This is a genomic window from Streptomyces angustmyceticus (assembly GCF_040701845.1).
Classification (GTDB): Bacteria; Actinomycetota; Actinomycetes; order Streptomycetales; family Streptomycetaceae; genus Streptomyces; species Streptomyces angustmyceticus_A.
Genome location: NZ_JBFBHQ010000008.1, coordinates 250,362 through 276,419, shown reverse-complemented (window position 1 = coordinate 276,419; position 26,058 = coordinate 250,362). Strand labels below are relative to the sequence as shown.

24 protein-coding genes are annotated in these 26,058 nt (G+C 71.5%); 17 read left to right on the top strand and 7 right to left on the bottom strand.

The window, feature by feature from the left end; genetic code table 11:
• Positions 1-2: 2 nt before the first annotated feature.
• The 7 genes from AB0411_RS20620 to AB0411_RS20590 all read left to right on the top strand — a co-directional run bounded on the left by AB0411_RS20620 (position 3) and on the right by AB0411_RS20590 (position 8,925).
• A complete protein-coding gene (locus AB0411_RS20620; RefSeq protein ID WP_366418710.1) occupies positions 3-803 on the top strand; it encodes an enhanced serine sensitivity protein SseB C-terminal domain-containing protein in 801 nt (266 codons plus the stop codon).
• Between the two features lie 410 nt (positions 804-1,213).
• On the top strand, positions 1,214-2,212 hold the full coding sequence (locus AB0411_RS20615) for an ABC transporter permease (RefSeq protein ID WP_366418709.1): 999 nt from the start codon (positions 1,214-1,216) through the stop codon (positions 2,210-2,212).
• 113 nt (positions 2,213-2,325) lie between these two features.
• Entirely contained in the window at positions 2,326-4,077 is a 1,752-nt protein-coding gene (locus AB0411_RS20610; protein ID WP_366418708.1) for an ABC transporter substrate-binding protein, read from the top strand.
• A gap of 79 nt (positions 4,078-4,156) precedes the next feature.
• Positions 4,157-5,167, top strand: a complete 1,011-nt coding sequence (locus AB0411_RS20605) for an ABC transporter permease (protein WP_086720525.1) — start codon at positions 4,157-4,159, stop codon at positions 5,165-5,167.
• The gene (locus AB0411_RS20600) at positions 5,164-6,270 is read left to right on the top strand and encodes an ABC transporter ATP-binding protein (protein WP_366418707.1); all 1,107 of its coding nucleotides are present in this window, start codon (positions 5,164-5,166) and stop codon (positions 6,268-6,270) included. Before AB0411_RS20605 ends, AB0411_RS20600 begins: the two co-directional genes overlap by 4 nt.
• A 29-nt stretch (positions 6,271-6,299) precedes the next feature.
• A complete protein-coding gene (locus tag AB0411_RS20595; RefSeq protein WP_403149921.1) occupies positions 6,300-7,406 on the top strand; it encodes an ABC transporter ATP-binding protein in 1,107 nt (368 codons plus the stop codon).
• A gap of 109 nt (positions 7,407-7,515) precedes the next feature.
• Positions 7,516-8,925 carry a M1 family metallopeptidase gene (locus tag AB0411_RS20590; RefSeq protein WP_366418705.1) on the top strand — a complete coding sequence of 470 codons (1,410 nt, stop codon included), beginning with the start codon at positions 7,516-7,518 and terminating at the stop codon, positions 8,923-8,925.
• An 18-nt stretch (positions 8,926-8,943) separates the two neighbouring features.
• On the opposite strand, the gene AB0411_RS20585 is transcribed toward AB0411_RS20590, so the two are convergent.
• Positions 8,944-9,579, bottom strand: a complete 636-nt coding sequence (locus AB0411_RS20585) for a trimeric intracellular cation channel family protein (protein WP_366418704.1) — start codon at positions 9,577-9,579, stop codon at positions 8,944-8,946.
• Positions 9,580-9,675: 96 nt separating this feature from the next.
• Between AB0411_RS20585 and AB0411_RS20580 the strand changes: the two genes are divergently transcribed.
• Positions 9,676-10,524 carry a thioesterase family protein gene (locus AB0411_RS20580; RefSeq protein WP_366418703.1) on the top strand — a complete coding sequence of 283 codons (849 nt, stop codon included), beginning with the start codon at positions 9,676-9,678 and terminating at the stop codon, positions 10,522-10,524.
• Positions 10,525-10,623: 99 nt separating this feature from the next.
• Here the strand turns inward: AB0411_RS20580 and AB0411_RS20575 are convergent, their stop codons facing one another.
• The gene (locus AB0411_RS20575) at positions 10,624-11,478 is read right to left on the bottom strand and encodes an alpha/beta fold hydrolase (protein WP_366418702.1); all 855 of its coding nucleotides are present in this window, start codon (positions 11,476-11,478) and stop codon (positions 10,624-10,626) included.
• Positions 11,479-11,754: 276 nt separating this feature from the next.
• Between AB0411_RS20575 and AB0411_RS20570 the strand changes: the two genes are divergently transcribed.
• Positions 11,755-12,924, top strand: coding sequence for a cysteine desulfurase family protein (locus AB0411_RS20570; protein ID WP_366418701.1), 1,170 nt, complete (start codon positions 11,755-11,757; stop codon positions 12,922-12,924).
• A gap of 122 nt (positions 12,925-13,046) precedes the next feature.
• On the opposite strand, the gene AB0411_RS20565 is transcribed toward AB0411_RS20570, so the two are convergent.
• Positions 13,047-13,820, bottom strand: a complete 774-nt coding sequence (locus AB0411_RS20565) for an N-acetylmuramoyl-L-alanine amidase (RefSeq protein ID WP_437042725.1) — start codon at positions 13,818-13,820, stop codon at positions 13,047-13,049.
• Between the two features lie 54 nt (positions 13,821-13,874).
• Between AB0411_RS20565 and mnmA the strand changes: the two genes are divergently transcribed.
• On the top strand, positions 13,875-15,005 hold the full coding sequence (mnmA, locus tag AB0411_RS20560; RefSeq protein ID WP_366418699.1) for a tRNA 2-thiouridine(34) synthase MnmA: 1,131 nt from the start codon (positions 13,875-13,877) through the stop codon (positions 15,003-15,005).
• Between the two features lie 387 nt (positions 15,006-15,392).
• On the opposite strand, the gene AB0411_RS20555 is transcribed toward mnmA, so the two are convergent.
• The 3 genes from AB0411_RS20555 to AB0411_RS20545 form a co-directional block, all read right to left on the bottom strand.
• A complete protein-coding gene (locus tag AB0411_RS20555; protein ID WP_366418698.1) occupies positions 15,393-16,028 on the bottom strand; it encodes a DUF3515 family protein in 636 nt (211 codons plus the stop codon).
• Positions 16,029-16,117: 89 nt separating this feature from the next.
• Positions 16,118-16,723, bottom strand: coding sequence for a TlpA family protein disulfide reductase (locus tag AB0411_RS20550; protein ID WP_366418697.1), 606 nt, complete (start codon positions 16,721-16,723; stop codon positions 16,118-16,120).
• Between the two features lie 332 nt (positions 16,724-17,055).
• Entirely contained in the window at positions 17,056-17,382 is a 327-nt protein-coding gene (locus tag AB0411_RS20545) for a hypothetical protein (RefSeq protein ID WP_366418696.1), read from the bottom strand.
• A 320-nt stretch (positions 17,383-17,702) separates the two neighbouring features.
• Between AB0411_RS20545 and AB0411_RS20540 the strand changes: the two genes are divergently transcribed.
• The 4 genes from AB0411_RS20540 (at position 17,703) to AB0411_RS20525 (ending at position 21,767) form a co-directional block, all read left to right on the top strand.
• Positions 17,703-18,485, top strand: coding sequence for a VC0807 family protein (locus tag AB0411_RS20540; RefSeq protein WP_366418695.1), 783 nt, complete (start codon positions 17,703-17,705; stop codon positions 18,483-18,485).
• Between the two features lie 523 nt (positions 18,486-19,008).
• Positions 19,009-20,385: an NADP-specific glutamate dehydrogenase gene (gene gdhA, locus AB0411_RS20535; protein ID WP_366418694.1), complete on the top strand. Its 1,377-nt coding sequence runs from the start codon at positions 19,009-19,011 to the stop codon at positions 20,383-20,385.
• Positions 20,386-20,488: 103 nt separating this feature from the next.
• Positions 20,489-21,031: a TIGR00730 family Rossman fold protein gene (locus tag AB0411_RS20530; protein ID WP_366418693.1), complete on the top strand. Its 543-nt coding sequence runs from the start codon at positions 20,489-20,491 to the stop codon at positions 21,029-21,031.
• Positions 21,032-21,077: 46 nt separating this feature from the next.
• The gene (locus AB0411_RS20525; RefSeq protein ID WP_366418692.1) at positions 21,078-21,767 is read left to right on the top strand and encodes an SDR family oxidoreductase; all 690 of its coding nucleotides are present in this window, start codon (positions 21,078-21,080) and stop codon (positions 21,765-21,767) included.
• Between the two features lie 99 nt (positions 21,768-21,866).
• Here AB0411_RS20525 and AB0411_RS20520 read toward each other — a convergent pair whose 3' ends face one another.
• Positions 21,867-22,310 (bottom strand): hypothetical protein, encoded by a 444-nt coding sequence (locus AB0411_RS20520; RefSeq protein WP_366418691.1) that lies wholly within the window; start codon positions 22,308-22,310, stop codon positions 21,867-21,869.
• 412 nt (positions 22,311-22,722) lie between these two features.
• Here AB0411_RS20520 and AB0411_RS20515 point away from each other — a divergent pair, with 412 nt between their 5' ends.
• The 3 genes from AB0411_RS20515 to AB0411_RS20505 all read left to right on the top strand — a co-directional run bounded on the left by AB0411_RS20515 (position 22,723) and on the right by AB0411_RS20505 (position 26,029).
• The gene (locus AB0411_RS20515; RefSeq protein WP_366418733.1) at positions 22,723-23,100 is read left to right on the top strand and encodes a MarR family winged helix-turn-helix transcriptional regulator; all 378 of its coding nucleotides are present in this window, start codon (positions 22,723-22,725) and stop codon (positions 23,098-23,100) included.
• Positions 23,101-23,330: 230 nt separating this feature from the next.
• Positions 23,331-24,749, top strand: a complete 1,419-nt coding sequence (locus tag AB0411_RS20510) for an MFS transporter (protein WP_366418690.1) — start codon at positions 23,331-23,333, stop codon at positions 24,747-24,749.
• A 266-nt stretch (positions 24,750-25,015) separates the two neighbouring features.
• Positions 25,016-26,029: a methionine synthase gene (locus tag AB0411_RS20505; RefSeq protein ID WP_366418689.1), complete on the top strand. Its 1,014-nt coding sequence runs from the start codon at positions 25,016-25,018 to the stop codon at positions 26,027-26,029.
• The last annotated feature ends 29 nt before the right edge of the window (positions 26,030-26,058 follow it).

The window sequence follows — 26,058 nt, the reverse complement described above, 5'->3', positions numbered from 1 at the left end:
ACGTGAGCGCGGGTGCGCATCAGGGGCCGGCGGCGGCCGGAGCGCTGGAGCAGCTGCTCCAGCAGGTCTCGCCCGGCCGTTACGACGCCTATGAGGCGCTGCTGCACGCGCTCGCCGCGGGCCAGGTCTGGATGCTGCTGTGGCACGGCCGGGCCGGCATGCCCGACGCGCAGTACGGAAACATGGAGGTCGAGGGCCTCGGCTACGCACCGTGCGTGACCTCGGCGCCCGAACTCGCCGCCTCCGGCTGGAACCGCGACCACGAGGTCGTCACCGGGCCGGAGATCGCCGCCGCGCTCTTCCCCGACCGCTGGGGCCTGTGGCTGAATCCGCACGCCCCCGGCGGCGGCGTCGGCATCCCGTGGCTGGACCTGCGCCGGATCGCCGGAGGTCTGGACCGGCTGCCCGCCGGTCCGCTGCGGATCTCGGAACCGGTCATCGACATCCCGCAGTTCTATGCGTTGCTCGCCCAGAATGCCCACCGGACGCCCGCCGTCCGGTCGCTGCGCCGGGCCTGGGTGCAGCCGGCGCTCGGTGCCCCTTATCTGGCGATCGGTCTGGATCTGTACGACACCGGCCAACAAGCGGTGGATTCGGTGCGGTTGATGATCCAGCAGTCGATCGGTGCGGTGCCGGACGGTCTGCCCGTCTCCACGGTCGCGATGAACGACGAGTACGACCCGGTCGGCATGTGGATGCGGGCGTCCGCGCGCCCCTTCTTCGACCGTGACGGCTACGTCCAGCCGCCCGGCCAGCCGGCCCCCGCGCCGTCGTACGGCTACGGCTACCCGCGCCCCTACTGACGGCCCGCCCCGGCGTCCGGGAGTGCCGGCCGGACGCCGGTCCTGTGGTGAAATCCCCCTGCATGCCCCGCGGTTGAGGACCCCTCCCGCGGAAGATCGCTCCGCTCAGACCGAACTCCTGTCCGTATAACGGAATGCCGCGGAGCACATCACAGTTGCGCATCCTTTCCCCGCCAGGACTGGTGACTGATCGAGAAAGGGATGAAGACTCCGGAAACAACAGGGCCTCGGTCCTTTGTACGAGCGTCATCCCCGTACGGCGTCGCGCGAGCCTCTGGATCTTCCACAGTGCGAACTTCCGCGATGCCCGCAGGACTTGCACCGAACTTGCACCAGTGATGTGAACCAGGCCGCAATCCGCGGCGGGCAGGGGGCCGGCCACCGCCGGCCGAGAGGGGTCAAGGGGCACTGTGACCGCACCGATCGAGACCACCGGGGCGGCTGCTGAGGCGCAGCCGGAAGCGGTGCTGAAGGGCGTCGAGGGAAAGCGGATCGAGGGGCGTTCGCTCGGTCAGATCGCATGGCTGCGCTTCCGGCGCGACAAGGTCGCGGTGGCCGGTGCCATCGTTGTCATCCTGCTGATCGCCGTCGCGGCGCTGTCCCGGCCGATCCAGGCCCTGCTGGGGCTGGACCCGAACAGCCCGAACCAGTCGCTGATCGACCCCAACACCACGCTCCCCAAGGGCGACCTCGGCGGCATGAGCGGGGACCACCCCCTGGGCGTGGACCCGAAGTTCGGGCGTGATCTGCTCGCCCGGATCCTGGAGGGCTCCTGGGTGTCGCTGATCGTGGCGTTCGGCGCGACGCTGCTGTCGGTGGCCATCGGCACCGTGCTCGGTGTGGTCGCCGGGTTCTACCGCGGACGGGTGGACGCCTTCATCAGCCGGATGATGGACGTCTTCCTGGCCTTCCCGCTGCTGCTGTTCGCCATCGCGATCTCCGCCTCGCTGCAGGGCGGGGCCTTCGGCATGGAGGGCCTGCCGCTGCACATCTCGGTGCTGATCTTCGTGATCGGCTTCTTCAACTGGCCGTACATGGGCCGGATCGTGCGCGCGCAGACCCTGTCGCTGCGCGAGCGCGAGTTCGTGGACGCGGCCCGCGGCATGGGAGCGCGCGGGCCGTTCATCCTCTTCCGGGAGCTGCTGCCCAACCTGGTGGGGCCGATCATCGTCTACTCGACGCTGCTGATCCCCTCCAACATCCTCTTCGAGGCGGCGCTGAGCTTCCTGGGCGTCGGTATCCAGCCGCCCCAGGCGTCCTGGGGCGGCATGCTCAACCAGGCGGTCAAGTACTACGAGGTCGATCCCCAATACATGATCGTCCCCGGCCTCGCGATCTTCGTCACCGTGCTCGCGTTCAACCTGCTCGGTGACGGACTGAGGGACGCGCTGGACCCGCGCAGCCGCTGACGGTGCTGCCGGCGCCCGCTTCGGCGCCCACCGCGTTCCTGCACTTCCGCGTTACTGCGTTTCCGCATTTCGAGGATTGACGTTTTCGACGAACGAAGGGGACACCGACCATCATGCGAAGGTCAGTTCCGGTCGCGGCTGTCGCGGCCATCACCAGTGCGGGCCTTTTGCTGGCCGGCTGCAGCGGGGGCAAGGGCTCCTCGGAGGGCTCGGGCGAGGCGAACGCCGCCACCAAGGGCATCGTCAACGCCTCGGACGCGAAGGGCGGCACGGTCACCTACGCGATCAGCGACGCCCCCGAGTCGTTCGACCCGGGCAACACGTACTACGCCTTCATCTACAACTTCAGCCGCCTCTACGCGCGCCCGCTCACCACCTTCAAGCCGGGCCCCGGCGCCAAGGGCAACGAGCTGACCCCGGACCTCGCCGAGTCGATGGGCAAGCCCAGCGACGGCGGCAAGACCTGGACGTACAAGCTCCGCAAGGGCGTCAAGTACGACGACGGCTCCACGGTCACCTCGCAGGACGTCAAGTACGCGGTCGAGCGCAGCAACTTCGCGCGTGACACCCTCTCGCTGGGCCCGAACTACTTCCAGCAGTTCCTCAAGGACAACGACGGCGGCTACAAGGGTCCCTACAAGGACAAGAGCAAGGCCGGTCTGAAGTCCATCGAGACGCCGGACGACCAGACGATCGTCTTCCACCTCAAGAAGCCGTTCGCCGAGTTCGACTACCTGGTCAGCGCCCCGCAGACCGCTCCGGTCCCGCAGGCCAAGGACAAGGGCGCGGACTACACCAAGTCCGTGCTGTCCACCGGCTCGTACAAGTTCGAGAGCTACCAGGAGGGCAAGAAGCTCACCCTGGTCCGCAACCCGCAGTGGTCCGCGAAGACCGACCCGCTGCGCAAGCAGCTGCCGGACAAGATCGTCCTGAACCTGAAGGTCGCCCAGTCGACGATCGACAAGGACCTCCAGTCCGGCAACACCCTGGTGGACCTGGCCGGCCGCGGTGTCGACGGGCAGACGCAGGCCCAGCTCCTGACCGACCCCAAGGAGAAGGGCAACACCGACAACACCCTCGGCCAGCGCCTCGTCTACACGGCGATCAACACCAAGGTGAAGCCGTTCGACAACATCGAGTGCCGCAAGGCCGTCGAGTACGCCATCGACAAGAAGGCCGTGCAGACCTCGCTCGGCGGCCCGATCCGCGGTGAACTGGCCTCCACGGTCCTGCCCACCGACATCGACGGCTACCAGAAGTACGACCTGTACCCGCAGAAGTACGACGGCGACAAGCTGGACCTGACCGAGGCCAAGAAGCACTGGGCCAAGTGCGGCGCCGGCAAGACCACGACCACCATCCTGGCCCGCAACGACCGCCAGGACGAGGTCGACGCGGCCACCTCGGTCATCGACTCGCTGAAGAAGATCGGCGTCAACGCCAAGATCCAGTCGTACCCGACCAGCAAGTACTTCTCGGACTACGCCGGTGTGCCGAAGTTCAACAAGAAGAACAACGTCGGCCTGATCATGATGCAGTGGGGCTCGGACTTCCCGACCGGCTACGGCTACCTGCAGCAGATCCTGAACGGCAAGGCGATCAGCCAGTCCGGCAACACCAACCTGTCGGAGCTGGACGACCCGGAGATCAACAAGCTGCTCGACACCGCCATCGCCGACACCGACAAGGCGGCCCGCGAGAAGGCGTACGCCGAGATCGACAAGAAGACGATGGAGCAGGCGGCGCTGGTCCCGCTCACCTACTTCAAGGTCCTGATGTACCGCTCGCCGAAGGCCACCAACCTGGTCTCCACCTCGGCCTTCAGCGGTCAGTACGACTACCTCAACATCGGCGTCAAGAAGTAGCAGCCCTGGAAGGCAGGTGAAGGCATTGGTGTCCGCGGGCCGGTGGTGAACCGGCCCGCGGCGCCGACGCCGCATCCCCGTGTTCTCGTACATCATCCGCAGGTTGATCAGCGCAGTGATCCTGCTGCTGATCGTCAGCGCGGTCACTTTCGGCATCTTCTTCCTGCTGCCGAAACTGGCCGGGCAGAGCACCGACCAGCTTGCCCAGCAGTACATCGGTAAGGCCCCCACGCCCGCGGACATCGCCGCGGTCAAGAAGAATCTCGGCCTGGACAAGCCCGTGTACGAGCAGTACTGGGACTTCCTCAAGGGCATTTTCGTCGGCGTCGACTACAAATTCGGTCCGGAAGCGGCCAAGTGCCATGTGCCGTGCTTCGGTTACTCCTTCAAAACCCATATCGAGGTCTGGCCGGAGATCCAGAACCGGCTTCCGGTGACCCTCTCGCTGGCCGCCGGCGCGGCCGTGCTGTGGGTCGTCTCCGGTGTCGCCACCGGTGTGCTCTCCGCCCTGCGCCCCGGCTCGTTCTTCGACCGGATGGCCATGGGCGTCGCGCTGGCCGGCGTCTCCCTCCCGATGTTCTTCACCGGCGCCCTGGCGCTGGCCCTGTTCACCTACCAGTGGCCGATCTTCGAACGCAGCGACTACGTGCCGCTGATGGAGGACCCGTTCCTGTGGGCCCGGACCCTGGTCCTGCCCTGGGTGACCCTGGCCTTCCTCTACTCCGCGCTCTACGCCCGGCTCACCCGGGCGGGCATGCTCGAGACGCTCAGCGAGGACTACATCCGTACGGCCCGTGCCAAGGGCCTGCGCGAGCGCAAGGTGGTCGTCCGGCACGGTCTGCGGGCCGCGCTCACCCCGATCATCACGGTCTTCGGCATGGACCTGGGCCTGCTGCTCGGTGGCGCCCTGATCACCGAACAGGTCTTCTCGCTCAAGGGAGTCGGCGCCTTCGCCGTCGAGGCGATCAACGCCAACGACCTCCCGAACATCCTCGGCGTCACCTTGCTCGCCGCGTTCTTCATCGTCATGTGCAATCTGGTGGTGGACGTTCTGTACGCCGCCGTCGACCCGCGGGTGAGGCTCTCGTGACCGACTCCTCCGAGGACAGGACCGCGGCCGCCGTGGACGAGCCCGCCGCGGCCGGCACCCGGTCCCCCTCCGCCTTCCTCGAAGTGCGCGACCTGAAGGTGCACTTCAACACCGACGACGGACTCGTGAAGTCGGTCGACGGCCTGAACTTCTCCCTGGAGAAGGGCAAGACGCTCGGCATCGTCGGCGAGTCCGGCTCCGGCAAGTCCGTGACCTCGCTCGCCGTGATGGGCCTGCACCGCGCCTCGCGCCAGCAGCGCAGCAAGGTGAGCATGTCCGGCGAGATCTGGCTGGACGGCAAGGAGCTGGTCTCCGCCGACCCGGACGAGGTGCGCCGGCTGCGCGGCCGCGAGATGGCGATGATCTTCCAGGATCCGCTGTCCGCGCTGCACCCCTTCTACTCGGTCGGCAGCCAGATCGTGGAGGCGTACCGCGTCCACCACGACGTGGACAAGAAGACCGCGCGCAAGCGGGCCGTCGAGATGCTCGACCGGGTCGGCATCCCGCAGCCCGACAAGCGGGTGGACGACCATCCGCACCAGTTCTCCGGGGGCATGCGCCAGCGCGCCATGATCGCGATGGCGCTGGTCAACAACCCGGAACTGTTGATCGCGGACGAGCCGACCACCGCCCTGGACGTCACCGTCCAGGCGCAGATCCTGGACCTGATCCGCGATCTGCAGAAGGAGTTCGGCTCGGCGGTCATCATCATCACCCACGACCTCGGTGTGGTCGCCGAGCTCGCCGACGACCTGCTGGTGATGTACGGCGGACGGTGCGTCGAGCGCGGCCCGGCGGAGAAGGTCTTCTACGAGCCCCAGCACCCCTACACCTGGGGTCTGCTCGGCTCCATGCCGCGCATCGACCGCGACCAGACGGACCGGCTGATCCCGGTGAAGGGCTCCCCGCCCAGCCTGATCAACGTCCCGTCCGGCTGCGCCTTCAACCCCCGTTGCCCGTACGCGGACGTGCCCAAGGACAACCTCACCCGTACGGTCCGCCCCGAACTGCGCGAGGCCGGCGGCGGGCACTTCTCCGCCTGCCACATGTCGCAGGAGGAGCGGGAGCGTATCTGGACCGAAGAGATTGCGCCGAAGCTGTGACCGACACGACTGACGACCAGAACAAGAAGATTCCGCTCCAGAAGACGGCGGACACCCCCGCGGAGCCCGCCGGGGAGACCGCCGCCGCCGTCGAGCCGCTGCTGCGGGTCCGCGGTCTGGTCCGGCATTTCCCGATCACCAAGGGCCTGCTCAAGCGGCAGGTCGGGGCGGTGCAGGCGGTCGACGGCATCGACTTCGACGTCCGGCCGGGGGAGACCCTGGGCATCGTCGGCGAGTCCGGCTGCGGCAAGTCGACGATGGGCCGGCTGATCACCCGTCTCGACGAGCCGACCGGCGGCTCCATCGAGTTCCAGGGCAAGGACATCACCCACCTGTCCCCGGGCCGGCTGCGGCCGATGCGCCGGGACGTCCAGATGATCTTCCAGGACCCGTACGGTTCGCTGAACCCGCGGCACACCATCGGCGGGATCGTCTCCACCCCGTTCCGGCTCCAGGGCGTCGAGCCCGAGGGCGGGGTGAAGAAGGAGGTGCAGCGGCTGCTGGAGCTGGTGGGCCTGAGCCCGGAGCACTACAACCGCTATCCGCACGAGTTCTCCGGCGGCCAGCGGCAGCGCATCGGCATCGCCCGCGCGCTGGCGCTCAAGCCCAAGCTGGTGGTCGCCGACGAGCCGGTCTCCGCGCTGGACGTGTCGATCCAGGCCCAGGTCGTCAACCTCATGGACGACCTCCAGGACGAGCTGGGCCTGACCTACGTCATCATCGCCCACGACCTCTCGGTCATCCGGCATGTGTCGGACCGGATCGCGGTGATGTACCTCGGCAAGATCGTGGAGTTGGCGGACCGCAAGGGGCTCTACGAGTCGCCGATGCACCCGTACACCAAGGCGCTGCTGTCCGCGGTGCCGGTGCCCGACCCCAAGCGGCGCACCCAGCGCGACCGGATCCTGCTCAAGGGCGATGTGCCCTCGCCGATCAACCCGCCCTCCGGCTGCCGGTTCCGCACCCGCTGCTGGAAGGCGACCGAGGTGTGCGCCGGCACCGAGCCGCCGCTGGTCGCGCTGCGGACGGGACACCAGGTGGCCTGCCACCACCCGGAGAACGCGGAGGGCACCGCGCAGGCGGCAGGCCCGGAGAGTGCCGCCCCGGCGGGCGGTGACGGGGCAACCGGCAAGTAATGCTTGGGACTTGGCAAAGTCCTGGGTGGAACGCGGCGGGAGAGTGCAGAGTCGGCACGGTTGTTCGATCTTGAGGCGAACTTCATTCGTGTGTCCGAAGGGATGGCTCATGGCACTCTCCCGTTCCGCACGTCGCAGCTCCCGCTGGCTCGCGCTGGCCACCGCGGTGGCCTCGGCCGCCACCATCGCCGCCGCCCCCGGCGCTTCCCCCGGCGCGCCGGGCGTCGGTGACCCGTACTTCCCCCGACTGGGCAACGGCGGCTTCGACGCCCTGCACTACGACCTCGGCGTCAGCTACCACCCCGGCAGCGGCCGGCTCGACGGCCGTACCACGCTCACCGCCCGCGCCACCCAGAACCTCTCCGCCTTCGACCTCGACCTGCAAAAACTCACGGTCGACTCGGTCCGGGTGAACGGCCGGCGGGCCCATGTCACCAGATCCGGCGACGAGATATCCGTCCGCCCCGCCTTCCCGCTGCGCCACGGCAGGAAGTTCACCGTCACCGTCGCCTACCACGGCGTCCCCCAGGCACTGAGCGGCCCGATCGTCTTCGGCTCCGACTACGGCTGGATGAAGACCAAGGACGGCGTCTTCGTCGCCTGCGAGCCGAACGCCGCCTCGACGTGGTTCCCCTCCAGCGACCACCCCGGCGACAAGGCGACCTACGACATCCGCATCGACGCCCCCAAGGGCCTGACCGGCGTCTCCAACGGGCGCCTGATCAGCTCCGGCGAGGCGCACGGCCGCTCGTACGCGCACTGGCGCGAGAGCCGCCCGATGGCGACGTACCTGGCCACCGCCACCGTCGGCCGGTTCGATGTCCGCACGGGCACCACCCCCGGCGGCACGCCCATCTATGTGGCCACCGACCCGACCCTGCCCACCGGCGCCGTCGACGTCTACGGCGTCACCGCCGAGGCCACCGACTACTGGTCGAAGATCTTCGGCCCGTACCCCTTCGAGGAGACCGGGGCGATCGTCGACGACATGCCCCAGGCCGGCTTCTCGCTGGAGGTGCAGTCCAAGCCCGCCTACTCGGCCGTGCGCAACGAGACGACCATCGTCCACGAGCTGGCGCACCAGTGGTTCGGCGACTCGGTCTCCGTCCGGCAGTGGAAGGACATCTGGCTCAACGAGGGATTCGCCAGCTATGCGCAGTGGCTGTGGGCCGAGCACCGCGGCACCCTCAGCGCCCATGACGCCTTCCGCAAGGCGTACGACGCCCGGCCGGCGAGCGATGCCTTCTGGCGGGTGAAGGTCGCCGACCCGCAGCGGGACACCATGTTCGCCCAGGCCGTCTACACCCGGGGCGCGATGACGCTCCAGGCGCTGCGCGAGCGCATCGGCGACCCCGCGTTCTTCCGGCTCCTGCCGGCCTGGACCGCCGCGCACCGCTACGGCAACGCGGACACCGCCCAGTTCATCGCGCTCGCCGAGAAGATCTCCGGGAAGCAGCTGGACGGCCTCTTCGACACCTGGCTGAAGACGGACAGCAAGCCGGCGCCGCCGGCAAGCTGACCGGCGCGGCCGCCTCGGTCAGGCGGAGTCCTGCGGTCCGCGCCGGCTGCGGAGCTGCTGCGGGCGCGGCAGGTGCAGCCCGAGGTAGACCGCCCCCATCCGCAGTGCGAACACCACCCCCGCCGAGATCCCCGCGGCGGGGGTGGCCCCGGTGCCGAGGTGGTGCAGCAGCAGATAGCAGCAGCCGCCGGCCAGCGCGGCGATCGCGTAGACGTCCTCCCGCAGCAGCAGCGGCGGGAACTCCCCGCACAGCACATCGCGGATGACCTCGCCGGCGACCCCGGTCAGCACCGCCAGGATGATCACGGCGAGCGGGGTGGCGCCCGCCTCGATCGCGGCGCGGGCCCCGATCACCGTGACCACGGACAGCCCGATCGCGTCGACCACCAGCAGCGATTTGTGCGGCAGCTGCCAGAACCGCAGATAGATCATGGTGCCGACGCCGACGCAGATGATCACGGTCAGCAGCACCCAGTCGTGCGTCCAGTACAGCGGCCGCCGGTCGAGGATGACATCGCGCAGCGTGCCGCCGGAGATGGACGCGGCGAAGGCGAGCACCAGGCCGCCGAAGGGGTCCATGTTGGCGCGGTAGGCGGCCAGCACCCCGCTCGCCGCGAAGGCCGCGACACCGACCAGGTAGAGGACGTGAAGCATGGCGCACATCATGGCAGGCGCGGAACGAGCGCTTCCGCCCGAGGCCGCAGAAATTGACACTACCAGTCGGTAACTATCCGGTGTAGCGTGCAACCCATGGCTCTGGTGACCCACGGCAACAGCGAGTTCGACCGCGACACGGCGGTCACCCGTCGCGCCCCCGGCGTCTACGACGCACACCTCTCCGCCGGCTGGACGATCATCCAGGCGGTCAACGGCGGCTACCTCCTCGCCCTCATGGGCCGCGCCCTCGGTGATGCCCTCCCGCACCCCGACCCGCTGTCCGTCACCGCGCACTACCTGACGGCCTCGGTCCCCGGCCCCGCCGTGATCCGTACCGACGTGGTCCGCACCGGCCGCACGATGTCCACCGGCACCGCCAGCCTCATCCAGTTCGCCGAGGACGGCAGCGAGGTCGAGCGGCTGCGGGTGCTCGCCGCGTACGGCGACCTCGGCGCGCTGCCCGACGACGTCCGCACCACCGCCAAGCCGCCGGCCATCCCGCCGTACGAGCACTGCCTGGGCGCGAACGACGCCCCCGGCGGGGGCACCACCATCCCCGGCAGCACCGCCATCACCGAGCGGCTCGACCTCCGGCTGGACCCGGAGACCGCCGGCTGGGCGGTCGGCGCCCCCTCCGGCAAGGGCGAGATGCGTGCCTGGTTCGGCCTCGCCGACGGCCGCGAGCCCGACCCGCTCTCCCTCCTGCTGACCGTCGACGCCCTGCCGCCCACCGCCTTCGAGATGGGCCTGCTCGGCTGGGTGCCCACCGTCGAGCTGACCGCCCACATCCGCCACCGCCCGGCGCCCGGCCCGCTGCGGGTCGCCATCACCACCCGCAACCTCGCGGGCGGTTTCCTGGAGGAGGACGCGGAGGTCTGGGACTCCGAGGACCGGCTGGTCGCCCAGTCGCGGCAGCTGGCGCGGGCGGTGCTGCAGGGGTAGGGGGCCGCTCCGCGGTGCCGGTCCGCGGCGGTTCGTGGATGCGGGCCGCCGGCTCGGTCCGGAGGGCGGGGCAAGGCTCCGGCTGCCGGCGGACCTGCCCTACCGTTCCGTTTGCAGGAACTCCGCCAGTTCCGCCGCGAGTTCGGCCGGTGCGTCCTCCTGCACCAGATGGCCGGCGCCCTCGATGACCCGGAGCCGGGAGCCCGGGATGCGGGCGGCCAGCTCATGCCCCTTCCCGACCGGGATCCAGGTGTCCTGCGCACCCCAGCAGATGAGCGTCGGCAGCCCGATCCCGGCGTAGAGCCCCTGGATCTCGTCCGTGAACCGCTGGTCGTTCTGCGCGATCTGCCGGTAGAACGCCGGCTGCCCCCCGGCCGTGCACCAGGGCTCGGCCAGCCGGTCGAGGACGGCCGGGTGCAGCCCCGTATGGCTCGCGGAGGACACGTACTCCCGCACCAGCGCGCGGTGCAGCTCCGGCGGGAGCTGTCCGAACACCTCGGGGTGCGCGCCCAGCAGCCGGTAGACGGGTGAGCCCCAGGGCGCCAGCGCCACCGGGTCGACGAGCGCCAGCCGCGCGTAGCGCGCACCGTGCAGCAGATGCGCCCGCAGGGCGACGGCGCCGCCGAAGTCGTGCGCGACGACGGCCGGCCGGGCCTCCTCGCCGGTCAACTCCCAGTGCGCCAGCAGCTCTCCGAACACCCGGGCCTGTGCGCCGAGCGAGACGTCCTGCCCGTCCCGCATCCCCGAGGCGCCGTAGCCCGGCATGTCCCAGACGAACACCCGGTGCCGCGCCGCGAGGGCGCGGGCGATGCCCCGCCAGACGTACGACGAGAACGGCGTCCCGTGCAGCAGGACCACGGCCGGCGCGTCCGCCCGGCCCGCCCCGTGCACGGCCCACCGCACCTCGTCGCCCGACGCGCCGCGGAACGTACGGTCCAAGAGCCACTGTGTCATGAGTGTCAGGCTAGTTACTCCTTACCGGGGTGTCGAGAGAGAGGCTTCGGGACAAAGCGGTCGAGGCGCCGGGAGAAGGGGACGCCGGGGTCGGGGGCTTGTGCCGGAGCCCGGGGGCCGCCCGTCGTGGCGCGCGGAGCCACCGGCCGGAACCCGGGAAGCCGCCCGCCGGAACCCCCGGGCGAGCGGCCGGCGGCGCCTCGGCGCAGGGCGCTCCCGCGCGCTGCGCATGCGCCCCCGGGGCCCGCCGCGTCAGCTCGTAGAATCGTGCGCACCATGGTTTACCTCGACCACGCCGCCACCACCCCGATGCTCCCGGAGGCGGTGCAGGCGATGACCGCCCAGCTGACCGTCACCGGCAATGCTTCCTCGCTGCACGCCGACGGCCGGCGTGCCCGGCGTACCGTCGAGGAGGCGCGCGAGTCCCTCGCGGTCTCGCTCGGCGCCCGCCCCAGCGAGATCGTCTTCACCGCGGGCGGCACCGAGGCCGACAACCTCGCGGTCAAGGGCCTGTACTGGTCGCGCCGGGCCGCCGACCCGGCCCGGACCCGCGTCCTCGCCAGCCCCGTCGAACACCACGCCGTTCTCGACGCCGTGGAGTGGCTCGCCGAGCACGAAGGCGCCCGCGTCGAGTGGCTGCCGGTCGACACCCACGGCCGGGTGCACGCCGAGGCGCTGCGCGAGGCCCTCGCCCGCGACCCCGACGATGTCGCGCTCGCCACGGTCATGTGGGCCAACAACGAGATCGGCACCATCCAGCCGGTGCGCGAACTGGCCGACGCCGCCGCGGAGTTCGGTGTTCCGCTGCATGCCGACGCGGTGCAGGCGTTCGGCCAGCTGGAGGTCGACTTCGCCGCCTCCGGGCTCGCCGCGATGACCGTCTCCGGCCACAAGATCGGCGGCCCGTACGGCATCGGCGCGCTGCTGCTCGGCCGGGAGCACGCCCCGGTGCCGGTGCTGCACGGCGGCGGCCAGGAGCGGCAGGTCCGCTCGGGCACCCTCGACACCCCCGCCATCGCCGCCTTCGCCGCCGCCGGCCGGCACGCCGTCGCCCACCGCGAGGACTTCGCCCGCGACATCGGCGCGCTCCGCGACGACCTGGTCAAGGCCGTGCTCGCCGCCGCCCCCGACGCCGTCCTCGGCGGCGACCCGGACCCCGCGGGCCGGCTGCCCGCCAACGCCCACTTCTCCTTCCCCGGCTGCGAGGGCGACTCCCTGCTGCTCCTCCTGGACGCCCAGGGCATCGCCTGCTCCACGGGCTCCGCCTGCACGGCCGGCGTCGCCCAGCCCAGCCACGTCCTGCTGGCCACCGGCATGTCCCCGGAGCTGGCCCGCGGCACCCTGCGGTTCTCCCTGGGCCACACCTCCACCGCACAGGACGTCGCGGCGCTGGCAGAGGCCATCGGCCCGGTCGTGGAACGGGCGCGGAGCGCCGGGCTGAGCTGAGGGAGCCGGGCCGGGGCGGCCCGGGACCGGCCGAGGGCCGGGCTCGACCGACGGGGGCCGAGGGCCGGCGGGGTCGGTGCCGCCCCAGGGCCCGCACCACCGGCTCCGCGCCGGCGCTCCCCTCAGGCCCTGCCCGCCGGGTGCTCCCGCGGCGGCTTCCGTACGGGCTTGCGCAGCTCGGCGCGTACGAGTTCCAGGTACCGGTCCCAGTCCCAGTGCCGCCCCGGATCGGTGTGGTCCGTCCCCGGCACCTCGCTGTGCCCCACGAGGTGCTCCCGGTCGGCCGGGAAGCCGTAGCGCCGGCACACCCCGGCCGTCAGCCGCGCCGACGACGCGTACATGGCGTCGGTGAACGACTCCGGCCGGTCCACGTACCCCTCGTGCTCGATGCCGACGCTGCGCTCGTTGTAGCCGCGGTTCCCCGCATGGAACGCCACGTCCAGCTCGCGGATCAGCTGCGCGACGTGCCCGTCCTTGCGGATCACGTAATGGGCGGCGGCCTCGTGATCAGGGTCCCGGAAGACGTCCAGCGCGGTCGCGTAGCTGCCCTGGACGACATGGATCACCACCCGGTCGATCTCGTAGTCCGCCGGCCGGTCCGCCCGCCGGTAGTTCGCCGGTGAGGCCGCGACCCACTGTGCGCCCCGGAAGTCCACCGCGCCCGCCTCGCGCGGCTTCTCGTTCCCCGGCAGCCGCCACCACCAGCGCGCCGGCTCACCCCCGGCCGCGAGCGCCACGGCCCCGGCGGCCACCGCCCCGCCGCCCCCGATCCACAGCGCCCGCCGCCGGGTGATCCCGCGCCCGGCCCCCCGGCCTCCGCCGTCGCCTTCGCCGCGGCCCTCGCCCGGGCCCCCGGCCTGCGCTTCCCCGTCCCGTTTCCCGTCCCTCTTCCCCATGCGCTGCATCACGCTTTCCGCCCTGTCGGCGGTTCCGTCTACCCTGGACTCGCTATGACTGATGACGCACCCCGCCGCCTCCGCGTACTCGCCGCCATGTCCGGCGGTGTCGACTCCGCCGTTGCCGCGGCCCGCGCCGCCGAGGCCGGCCATGACGTGACGGGCGTGCATCTCGCGCTTTCCGAGAACCCGAAGTCCTTCCGCACCGGCGCCCGCGGATGCTGCACCATCGAGGACTCGCACGACGCCCGCCGTGCCGCCGATGTCATCGGCATCCCCTTCTACGTCTGGGACCTCGCCGAACGCTTCCGCGAGGACGTCGTCGACGACTTCATCGCCGAGTACGAGGCCGGGCGCACCCCGAACCCCTGCCTGCGCTGCAACGAGAAGATCAAGTTCGCCGCGCTCCTGGACAAGGCCCTGGCCCTGGGCTTCGACGCCGTGTGCACCGGCCACTACGCCACGGTCGTCCTGCGCGAGGACGGCACCCGCGAGCTCCACCGCGCCTCCGACATGGCCAAGGACCAGTCCTACGTCCTCGGCGTCCTCGACGACCGCCAGCTGGCGCACGCCATGTTCCCGCTCGGCGACACCCTCACCACCAAGGCGGAGATCCGCGAAGAGGCCGCCCGCCGCGGCCTGTTCGTCGCCAAGAAGCCGGACAGCCACGACATCTGCTTCATCGCCGACGGCGACACCCAGGGCTTCCTCGCCAAGCGGCTCGGCACGGCCCCCGGCGACATCGTCGACGAGTCCGGCGCGGTCCTGGGCGCCCACGAGGGCGCGTACGGCTTCACGATCGGCCAGCGCAAGGGCCTGCGCATCGGGCACCCGGCCCCCGACGGCAAGCCGCGCTACGTCCTCGACATCTCCCCGGTCGACAACACCGTCACGGTCGGCCCCGCCGACGCCCTCGACGTCACGGCCCTGACCGCCATCCGCCCCCGCTGGTGCGGCCGCCCCCCGACGGCCGGCCCCGCCACGTACACGGCCCAGCTCCGCGCCCACGGCGGCGAGACCGAGGTCACCGCCGAGCTGGTGGACGGCACCGACCTCCAGGTGACGTTCACCGAACCGGTCCGCGGCGTGGCCCCCGGCCAGGCCATCGTCCTCTACGACGGCAGCCGGGTGGTCGGCTCGGCAACCATCGCCACCACGGAGCGGCGGGTGCGGGCGGGGGCGTAGGGGAAGCCTCCTGGCCGCGCGCGGTCGCCGGGGGCGGCAGCCGAGCGGCGTGGCACCGCGCCGTGGACGACCCCGTCCTCGGCAAGCACCGGATGGCGGCCCTCGCCGGATATCTCCGCGAGGTTCATGCCGGATACTCGACCGGCGCGTCCCGGCTCTCCGCACGCACCCGCCCGGGCCGCCTCCGGCCGCCGTGCTCGACGACCGCATCCGCCCGGGCCGCCGACGGCGCGTCGCTCTCCGCCGGTCGCGCACCGTGCCCACGGAACAAGCCGAGCCGGACCCTCAACTCCCGGACGAGCCGCGCCGGACGGGTCCCCACGACGCCGCCCCGACGGCGCGTACGGCGCCCGGACGCCATGATGGTCGACCATGCCGGTGATCCCCTCACCGCACGACGCCGCCCCGGCCGGGTGCCAGGGCGGCGCGGGCGTCGTGAGGGTGGCGGTCGCCGTGCTCGTGAGGGGCGTCGTGGTCGTGGCGCGGCATCGCCTTCGGGGAGCCGGGACTCGGCGGCGGGGCGACGTCGTCCCGGCTGAGGCACCTGTGGTCCTGGCGGAGGGGCTTGACGAGCCGGCTCAGGTCGATCAGGACCGCGTCGGGGGCCGCACGACGGGTGTCGATGTGCACTTCGACCGCCGGGGCGCGGCCGTAGGTGACCAGGAGCGTCCTGCCGTCGTCGTCCGGGGACGTGCGCCAGACCCAGTCCACGCCGTCGACCTGCGCGCACGCCTCCTTGGTGGGCAGGGGCTTGTCCAGGCCGCAGCGCACGATGACCGCGCCGTCTCCCCAGACGGCGGCGCCCTCCACGTCGGTGGACGTGCGGCCCGCGCCGGCGATCTCGTCGGGGTAGCCGCCGGCGATCCGGGCACATGCGGCGGACCCGGCCCCCGGTGCGGCGTCGAGGCCGAAGGTGGGCGAGGTGACGCTCTCGTACGCCACGACGGAGGCCGCGGCGAGGAGGGCGACGGCGGCGCCGACGAGGACACGGGTACGGCGGCTGCGTCGGGTGGACGGGGGCATGGCCGGCTTCCTTGGTTTCTTGGGCGGGTGTGGGGGCCTACGGCGTCAGGGCGCGTGGCGGGTGCGTCAGGAGATGCCGCTGGGGCGCGTCAGGGAGTGTGGGAGGGCGGGGCCGTACCGGCCTGAGCGGCTTTCACCAAGGCGTCGATCTTGTGCGCGTCGAGCTGGCCGGAGGCGGCGGCAGCGATCTTCCCGTATGGGTCGACGGCGAAGGTGAACGGGAGGCCCTGGGTGTTCAGGACGCCCTTGGGGAGCTTGCGGGCCTGCTTGCCGTCGGCGTCCAGGAGGCTGGGGTAGCTCATGTGGAACTCACCGGCGAAGGCGCGGCCGTCGGCGGCCGAGTTGTCCTGGTCCAGCCCGACCACGACGACCCCGCGCGCCCGCAGCTTCTCGTGGGCCCTGACCAGGAGCGGAGTCTCCGCACGGCAGGGCCCGCACCACGATGCCCAGCCGTTGACCAGGACCGTCTTGCCCTTGTAGGCGGCCAGGCCGAGGGGTTTGCCGTCCAGACCGCTGCCGGTGAAACCCGGGGCCGGCGGCCGTCGGCGGGCCTCGATGGTCAAGACGCCGTCCTTGCCCTGGTGGTAGCCCCTTCGGCGGTCGGGACCGTCCTGCCCCACGAGCAGACCGGCGCCGACGGTCACGACCGTGAGCGCCGCCAGGGACAGGACGATGAGCCGGGTCGGGGTTTTCACGGAAGTCCTCGGTGCAGTGGGCCGGTTGGGTCACCTCAGGATCTCAACTGTCCGGGAGAGGGGTGCGCGGGGCCCAGGTCCGTCGCCGCGCATGGGGGCGTGTGACACCGCGCTGATGGCTCGGGCCGTTCCGGAGCGGACCTCAACGGGGCGGTCTCGGTGGACTCCACGGCCGTGCGGGCCCACCGGCATGCGGCCAAGCCCGCAAGAGGGGCCCGGCCGGTGGACCGGCCGGCCATGGCATCAGCCGGTCCACCGCGGACCGGTCACGAAGGTCCCCTTTGCTGCCGGTGCCCGCTGCCGGCCGCTGGTACGTGCCGGAACGAGACGGCCTAGCCGTCTTCCCGGCCGGGAAGCGGCGTCCCCTGGAGGAACGCTCGGTAGGCATCTGCGGCGTCAGCTTCCACGGTCGGCCCTTCGGGGCCGTACCGGGTGTCGCTCCGGTCGCGCTTCGGGCCGGAGATCCAGAAGCGCTCGTCGGTGGTGACGTCGTAGAAGTTCGCGTCGAACAAGCCGAGACCTGTGGCCCGTTGCAGAGTTCGCCCCTGGAAGTAAGCCGTTTTCCAGGTCTTGGAGAAGTCCACCCACCCGATCCACGAGGGGCCGCGGTCGGTGTCGTAGCCCGTCTTGAGCTGAACGAACATGATTCTGCGAGGCATGTCCCCAGTCTGGCCGACCGAGCCGTCTGGGAAAACCGGGTTTGTGGTCGGTGGTCCGGATGACCGGCCATGGCGCTGTGACCGGAATCGCCGTCGTGTGGCACACCGCGCATGCCGGGGCCGGCCGGGCACCGCTGCGCCTCGCCCGCCACTGACAAATGTCATGAAGAAGCGAGGACACTCGGAACTGTTGCGCCGCGCGGGCGTGCCCGAAGCTGAAGACGTCGAGAGAAGTACGCCGTGCGGAGAGCAACTCGGGGGAGCCAGCAGTGGACCGGAGCCGGAGCGAGAGCCGACGTCAGCGTCAGCAGGGGAGTCAGGTGACCGCGGACGGCAAGAGCCCCGGCCCGCTGGCGCAGACCCTGCTGCCGCTGGTCCTGGACCTGGGGATTCCGCTGGGGTCGTACTACCTCCTCAGGAACGGGTTCGGGCTGAGCGAGGTCGCGGCGCTGGGCTGGAGCAGCGTGGTGCCGGCGCTGCGCACGGTCTGGGGCCTGGCCCGGGGCACCGGGGTCAACGGCCTCGCCCTGGTGATCCTCGTCGTCAACGTCGTGGGCCTGGCCCTGAGCGCGATGACCGGCGATCCGCGGCTGATGCTCGCCAAGGACAGCGGGGTGAGCAGTGTCGTCGGCATATCGATGATCGTCTCCGTGTACCTGGGGAAGCCCCTGATGACCGCCGGCCTCAAGCCGTTCGTGACGAAGGGGAAGGCGGAGCGGAACGCCGCCTGGGACCGGCTGATGGCCGGGTCCGCACCGTTCCGTCGTGCCGAGCGGAGGTTCTCGCTGATATGGGGAACCGTGCTCGTGGTGGAGTGCGTGGCGCGGGTGATCGGCGCCTACACCGTCCCGGTCCACACGATGGTCTGGCTGGGATCCGTCCTGGCGGTGGTCGCCATCCTGCTGGCGATGGTCCTCGCCGGAGGCAGCTGCGCCGAGCCGATGGAAAAGATGGTCAGCGCCGAGACGGCACGCGCCGCCGGCCACGAGGACGGTGCGGCGGGGGCGGATGCCACTGCTGTGGTCCCGCCGACCGCACCGACCGCACCGACCGCACCGACCGCATCGACCGTGACGGCGGTGACCGCGGCGGCGGGAAGCTGACGGCGCGGGACCGGGGCGTCCTCAAGGGCGGGCCGGCCGGGACCAGCCTCGTACGGGGGTGGGCTGGTCCCGGCCGGCCATCTGGGAGGGGCCGGCGTCCGCGGACGCCGGCCCCCGCGGACGGGGCAGGCGGGGTGCGCGGGGCCCGTGAGGTGCGGAGAGAGGCCGGCCGGTCAACTGTGAGGTGTTGCACAGCGCCCGTCGGGGACCGGGTCGCGCGGTGCGGCGGGCAGCGCCGGCGGGCCGATTCCGGGACGCTGACCTGCGGACACGGCATGAGGGAGGGGCCCGTCGGGGACGTCAGCGGGTTGGCGGGATTGCGTAAGGGAAGGGTGTGTCGCGCATCCCACAGTCGATCGGCGGGGTGCCACCCATAAAGTCGGCAACGCGACGGGACGTCAAAGGTTGCCGGGGCGAGGAATAGTGACGATAAGGACTCGCAAGGAGTTGTTGGACTTGTGAGGACTCGTCAGGGTCCGGACCGCAGACGGCCTTTTCCGCGGCCACGAAGGGAACGGAAGTCATGTCGACTGTTCAATCTGAGGTCAATCCCGGTATTCGTCGGGCCGGGCCGGCATCTCTGTACGCCGAGCTGGTCCGGCGGAATCCCGGGGAGCCCGAGTTCCACCAGGCGGCGCTGGAGGTGCTGGAGACGCTGGAGCCGGTGCTGACGGCGCGGCCGGAGTTCGCCGAGGCGAAGATCCTGGAGCGGATCTGCGAGCCGGAGCGGCAGATCATGTTCCGGGTCCCCTGGCAGGACGACTCCGGGGCGATTCACGTCAACCGGGGCTTCCGGGTGGAATTCAACAGCGCGCTCGGCCCGTACAAGGGCGGTCTGCGCTTCCACTCGTCCGTGAATCTGGGGATTGTGAAGTTCCTCGGATTCGAGCAGATCTTCAAGAATTCCCTGACCGGCCTGAACATCGGCGGCGGCAAGGGCGGCAGCGACTTCGACCCGCACGGCAAGTCGGACGCCGAAGTGATGCGCTTCTGCCAGTCGTTCATGACGGAGCTGCACCGTCATCTCGGCGAGCACACGGACGTACCGGCGGGCGACATCGGCGTCGGCGGCCGGGAGATCGGCTACCTCTTCGGCCAGTACCGGCGGATCACCAACCGCTGGGAGCCCGGTGTGCTGACCGGCAAGGGCCTGGCCTGGGGCGGCTCCAAGGCGCGTACGGAGGCCACCGGATACGGCAATGTGCTGTTCACCGAGGAGATGCTCAAGCAGCGCGGCGAGGAGCTGGACGGGCAGCAGGTGGTGGTCTCCGGGTCCGGCAATGTCGCGATCTACACCATCGAGAAGGCGCAGGCGCTCGGCGCCAACGTGCTGACCTGCTCGGACTCGGGCGGCTATGTCGTCGACGAGAAGGGCATCGACCTGGCGCTGCTGCGGCAGATCAAGGAGGTCGAGCGCGGCCGGATCAGTGCGTACGCCGAGCGGCGCGGGGTGTCCGCCACATACGTGCCCGGTGGGCGGGTGTGGGATGTCGCGTGCGATGTGGCGCTGCCGTCGGCGACCCAGAACGAGCTGGACGAGGACGCCGCCCGGATCCTGGTCCGCAACGGTGTCAAGGCGGTCTCCGAGGGCGCCAACATGCCGACCACCCCGGCGGCGGTGACGCTGCTCAAGGAGGCCGGGGTGGCCTTCGGCCCCGGCAAGGCCGCCAACGCGGGCGGTGTGGCGACCAGTGCGCTGGAGATGCGGCAGAACTCCTCGCGGGAGGCCTGGTCCTTCGAGCGCACGGAGGGTGAACTCGCGACGATCATGCGCGCCATCCACCACCGCTGCTACGAGACCGCGGAGCGCTTCGGGCTGCCCGGCGACTATGTGGCCGGCGCCAATATCGCGGGCTTCGAGCGGGTCGCCGACGCGATGCTGGACCAGGGGCTGATCTAGCCGGAGGCGGCAGCGGGGGAGCGGCCGTGGTGAGGGCGGTGGTGGGGCGGAGCCGGTTCGGGCCCCGCTCCGCCCCGCCCCGTCCGGCTCGTAAGGTGACCGCATGAACATCTGTGTCTTCTGCTCCGCCGCCGACCTCGATGACCGTTATGTCGTTCCCGCCCGCCGGTTCGCCGAACTGATCGGCAAGGGCGGGCATGCGCTGGTCTGGGGCGGCTCGGACACCGGCCTGATGAAGGTCATGGCCGACGGGGTGCAGGAAGCCGGCGGGAAGCTGATCGGCGTCTCCGTGGAGTTCCTGGCGCACAAGGCGCGCGAGGGCGCCGATGAGATGGTCGTCACCAGGGATCTCGCCGAGCGCAAGGCCCAGATGCTGGCCCGCGCCGACGCCGTCGTCGTGATGGTCGGCGGCACGGGCACGCTGGACGAGGCCACCGAGATCCTGGAACTGCGCAAGCACGGGATGCACACCAAGCCGGTGGTGCTGCTGAACACCGCAGGTTTCTACGACGGGTTGAAGGAGCAGTTCCAGCGGATGGAGTCGGAGGGGTTCCTGCCGATTCCGCTCACCGACCTGGTCTTCTTCGCGGCGGACGGCGTCGGCGCGCTCGCCTACCTGGAGGAGAAGGCGGGCATCCAGGCCTGAGCCGGCCGTGCCCGTGTCCCGTCGCCCGCTCGTTAGGATCGGGCCCATGGGTACGCACTTGATCACGGGCGCAGGGTCGGGCATCGGAGCGGCGGTCGCACGGCGGCTGGCGGAGCGCGGGGAGGACCTGTGGCTGCTGGCGCGCAACGCGGTCCGGGCCAAGGAGCTGGCCGCGCAGTTCCCCGGCGCCCGGACGCTCGTGGGTGACCTCGCCCACCCCGAGAAGCTGTCCTGGGCCTTCGGGCAGCAGCCGCTGCCGGACCGTATCGACTCCCTGGTGCACAGCGCGGGCGTCATCGAGCTGGGCGCGGTCGGCGACCTGCCGGCCAAGTCCTGGCAGCGGCAGCTCGCCGCCAACCTGGTCGCGCCCGCCGAGCTCACCCGGCTGCTGCTGCCGCTGGTGCGGGTCGCCCAGGGGCATGTGGTCTTCGTCAACTCCGGCGCGGGGCTCCATGCGAACCCCCAGTGGGGCGCGTACGCGGCGAGCAAGCACGGCCTCAAGGCGCTGGCCGACTCGCTGCGCGGCGAGGAGCACGACAACGGCGTCCGGGTGACCTCGGTCTACCCGGGGCGGACGGCCACGCCGATGCAGGAGAGCACCCACCAGCAGGAGGGCAAGGAGTACGACGCGTCCCGCTGGATCGACCCGGAGTCGGTCGCGACGGCCATCATCACGGCCATCGATCTGCCGCGCGATGCGGAGATCAACGATGTGTCGGTGCGGCCCGGGCGCTGAGCCCCGGAGGCGCCCGGCCGGTCCCGGAGAGGGAACCACCGGCGAGGGGCGCGGGCGGGCGCGGACCGCGGGGGCATCGCGGGCGCGGAGGCGGCTGTTCTAGCGGGAGGCGAACGCCGCTCGCAGTCGCCTGCCGTTCACGATCATGACGACGCCGAGCAACAGGACGCCGCACACGCCCTGTTCCAGCTTCAGCCACGTCGGAAAGCCGCCGGGCAGCGCGATGATGACCGCGATGGCCGCCGGCATGACCGCCGAGGCCAGCCGGAGCCGGAGGTAGGACCGGCGGTGGCCGCGGGCCGTCCGGACCGCGAACGAGGTCATGAGCAGGGACGTGGCGACGACGATGACCGCACGGACCCAGACGGCGTCGGTCACCAGGTCGGGGTGGTGGCGCAGCACAAAGATGGCGCACAACGTGAGCGCACTGAGTCCGGCATAACAGCCGACGAGCAGTTTGGTGCTGCGTAACGCCTGCCGGGTGCGCGGGTGACGCAGGCGGTCGTCCGAGGTCCCGGCCGGGAGCGTCCGGTGCGTGGTCATGAGGTCCTTTCGGTCGCGTGCGCGGCTTCTTGCTGCTGTGTCTCGCGCCGCTGCATGGGGAGCGTGCGGCGCGGCTGCCTGCACGGCGTGTTGCGCCGCTTCTCCGGCCGCCGCCACCGGTCCCGCGAGCGGCCGTCACCAGGATCCGGTCCCGCCGCCGCCCGTTCATCGTCCGGCCGGACGAGCCGCGCCCCGGTCCGTTTCAGGGGCCGGCGGGGGCTGACCCGTAGTGGATCCGGGCCGGCACTTCAGGGGTGGGCCGCCCTCCCGCCCGGTGCCCCGGCACCGGCGGCTCGGGGCGTCCGGGCCGCCCCGGCCGTTCTCCCGCGCGGCGACGTACGCTGCATGAGTGACCACTGAAGCGAAGTCGACCGCGGCGGCGGGGTGCGGGTTCCGGGAGATCCGCGGGCTCGTGACGGAACTGAGCCGGCGGCTGGACGCCCACCAGCGCAGCCGGATCGCCGAACTCGATCTGACGCCGACCCAGGCCAAGGCACTGGAGGAACTCGGCGAGCCGAAGACCGCGCGGGAGCTGGCCGGGGTGCTGTGCTGCGAGCCGCCGAATGTCACCTATGTCATCTCCAAGCTGGAGAAACAGGGCATGGTCGTGCGCCGGCCGCACCCCTTGGACGGGCGGGCCAAACAGCTCGTACTCACCGACGCGGGGCGGGAGTTGCGGCTGGATCTGCTGCGGCGGATGGGGACCGCCTCGCCGCTCGATCATCTCTCGCACGAGGAGCGCTCCGCGCTGCGCGACGGCCTGCTGAAGGCGCTGGGGCGGGGCGACTGACCCCGCTGCCGTAGTGGCGAGCCGAGGCCCCGGGGCGGACGTCCCGGGGCCTCGGCGCGTAGGCGGCTCGGCGTGCGGCCTCGTGTACGGCTCCCGCGAGACCCCCATGCGGCTTCCCCTGTGCCGTCCCTGCGCCGCCTCATGCGGCTTCCCCCGGGCTTCGTATGCGTTCAGTAAAGTTATAGCTGTAATCATTGCGGGCGAAGATAGCTACAGCTTTAACTAAATGCATGATCATTGAGAAAGCGGCGACCGCGACGGCGAGCCCGGCCGGGGCCGGTGACGACTTCCCGGCGCCCCGGCCGCGCCCCCGCAGCGGCGTCCAACTCCTCGTCCTGGCACTCGGGTTCGTGATGGCGAGCCTCGACACCGGCATCATGAACGTCGCCGCGGGCGACCTGCGGGCCCGGCTCGGCCTGACCATGTCCGGCCTCACCTGGGTCGTCGACGGTTATGTCCTGGCCTTCGCCGCGCTGCTGCTGCTCGCGGGCTCGCTGGCCAAGCGGTTCGGCGCCCGCCGGATCTACCTCATCGGGCTCGCCGTGTTCACCGGCGCGTCCCTGCTGGGCGCCGTCGCCCCGAACGGCGCCGTCCTGGTGGCCGCCCGCTTCACCCAGGGCGTGGGTGCGGCACTCTTCATGCCGAGCTCGCTGTCCCTGCTGATGCACGCCTTCCCGGAGCCGGCCCGCCGGGCGAAGATCCTCGGCCTCTGGTCGGCGATCGTCTCCACCTCCGTCGGGCTGGCGCCGACCCTCGGCGGCCTCCTGGTGGGCACGTTCGGCTGGCGCAGCATCTTCCTGGTCAACCTCCCCATCGGGGTGGCGGGTCTGGTGCTCACCCGGCGGGTCGTCGCGGCCGTCCCGGCGCGCGGCACGGCGCTCGGCGGCAGCGGTCATGTCCTGGGGCTGCTCGCCCTCGGGTCGCTGAGCTACGCGCTCATCGAGGGGCCCGCCCAGGGCTGGTCCGCCCCGCCGGTCCTGGGGGCGGTCGCGGTCGCGGTGCTCGCCATGGCCGGATTCGTCCTGCGCGAGCGGGCCGCCCGCACCCCCGTCCTGCCGGTCGCGCTCTTCGCGGACAGCAGCTTCACCGCGGCCAATGTGGTCGGCTTCCTCTTCAACTTCGCCTTCTACGGGGTGCTGTTCGTCCTCGGCCTCTTCCTGCAGACCGCGCGCGGCGCCAGCCCGGTGACGGCGGGGCTGCAGATGCTGCCGGCCGTACTGGTCATCCCGTTCGGCAATATCCTCTATGCCCGGTTCGGGCCGCGGGCCGGCAACCGGGCCGCGCTGACCGCCTCTCTGGCGCTCTCCGCCGTGGGCTATGTCCTGCTGTTCCTGATCGTCTCGCCCGGCCTGCCGTACTGGGTGCTCGCGGTGGTGCTGGCGGTCGGCAACATCGGCAGCGGGGTCAGCTCCCCGGCGATGACCGGGGTGCTGATGGCGGCCGCGGGCCGCGAGCACGCCGATATCGGCAGCGCCACCCTCAACGCCAACCGCCAGATCGGCTCCCTGGTCGGCATCGCGGGCATGGGCGCGGTGCTGGCGGGCGCGGGCGGCGGCCACCGGGGCGCCGACCACGCCTTCGCGCTGACCGCGGGCGCGCTGGCCCTCGCCGCGGTGGTCGGCCGGCTGGGCATACGCACCCGGGCGTGAGGGGCGTACGCGGGCCGGCGTGCCGGGCGTGGCGCCGGCCGGTGTGCCGTGGATGCACCCAGGGGCGCGTGACCGCCTCATGCGCCTGTCCACGCCTGGAGGCGGCCGTACGCACCCGCAGGTGTTCAGGCGGGGCGCACCGCAGTCGTACGGTACGGCCCGTTTCACCCCTATGTACGACGCTTCCTGTCGCCCGCCCCCTACGGGCCGGCCGGTCCGTGCACCTGGCGCACCCCGACCGGCGCACCGCCGCATACCCTGCCTGGGTGAGTGAGAACAGCACGCAGAAGTGGGCCGCGGGCGCGGCGACCGGTGTCGGGTCGATGCCGGGCGGTGATGCGCGGGAGGCGGCGAAGACGGTCACCGGATCGCTGGAGAGCTTCCCGTACCTGCCGGAGCTCCCGGCCCGGGGGCCGGGCGCCGACATGATCGGGCGGACGCTCGGGATGCTCGTCGAGGTCTACGGCCATGTGGAGCCCAGCGGCTGGCGGATCAGCGACCGGCCCGGTCGCGACACCCGGCGCGCCCACTCCTGGCTCGGCGAAGATCTCGACGCCCTGGAGGAGTTCACCCAGGGCTACGAAGGGGCGCTGAAGGTCTCCGCGGTCGGCCCGTGGACCCTGGCCACCGCCCTGGAGATGCGCAACGGCGAGGCCGCGCTCAGCGATCCCGGGGCGTGCCGGGACCTCGCCGCGTCCCTGGCGGAGGGGCTGCGCGGCCATCTCGCGGACGTACGGCGGCGGGTGCCGGGGGCCGGGGTCGTGCTGCAGCTCGACGAGCCGTCGCTCACCTCGGTGCTCCAGGGGCGGGTGAAGAGCGCGAGCGGCTACCGCACCCACCGCGCCGTGGACCGGGCGGTCGTCGAGGGCGCGCTGCGCGATCTTGTCGCGGTGGCGGACGGCGGCCCCGTGGTCGTCCACTCGTGCGCGCCCGAGGTGCCGTTCGGGCTGCTGCGGCGGGCCGGCGTCACGGGCATCTCGTTCGATTTCTCCCTGCTCACCGAGCGTGAGGAGGAGGCGATCGGGGAGGCCGTCGAAGCCGGGACGACGCTGTTCGCCGGTGTGGTGCCGGGCGTGGACGGTCCGTTGTCAGACCCTGCCGGTAGCGTCATGGGTGTCAGGACGCTCTGGCGCAGGCTGGGGCTGGCACCAGGGACTCTCAGCGAGTCCGTGGTCGTCACGCCCTCGTGCGGACTCGCGGGCGCTTCGCCCGCTTATGCCCGCTCGGCGCTCGCCCACTGCGTCCGGGCGGCGAGATCACTCGCAGACAACCCTGAGTGACCGCACTCAAGGATCACGGGAGGACAAGA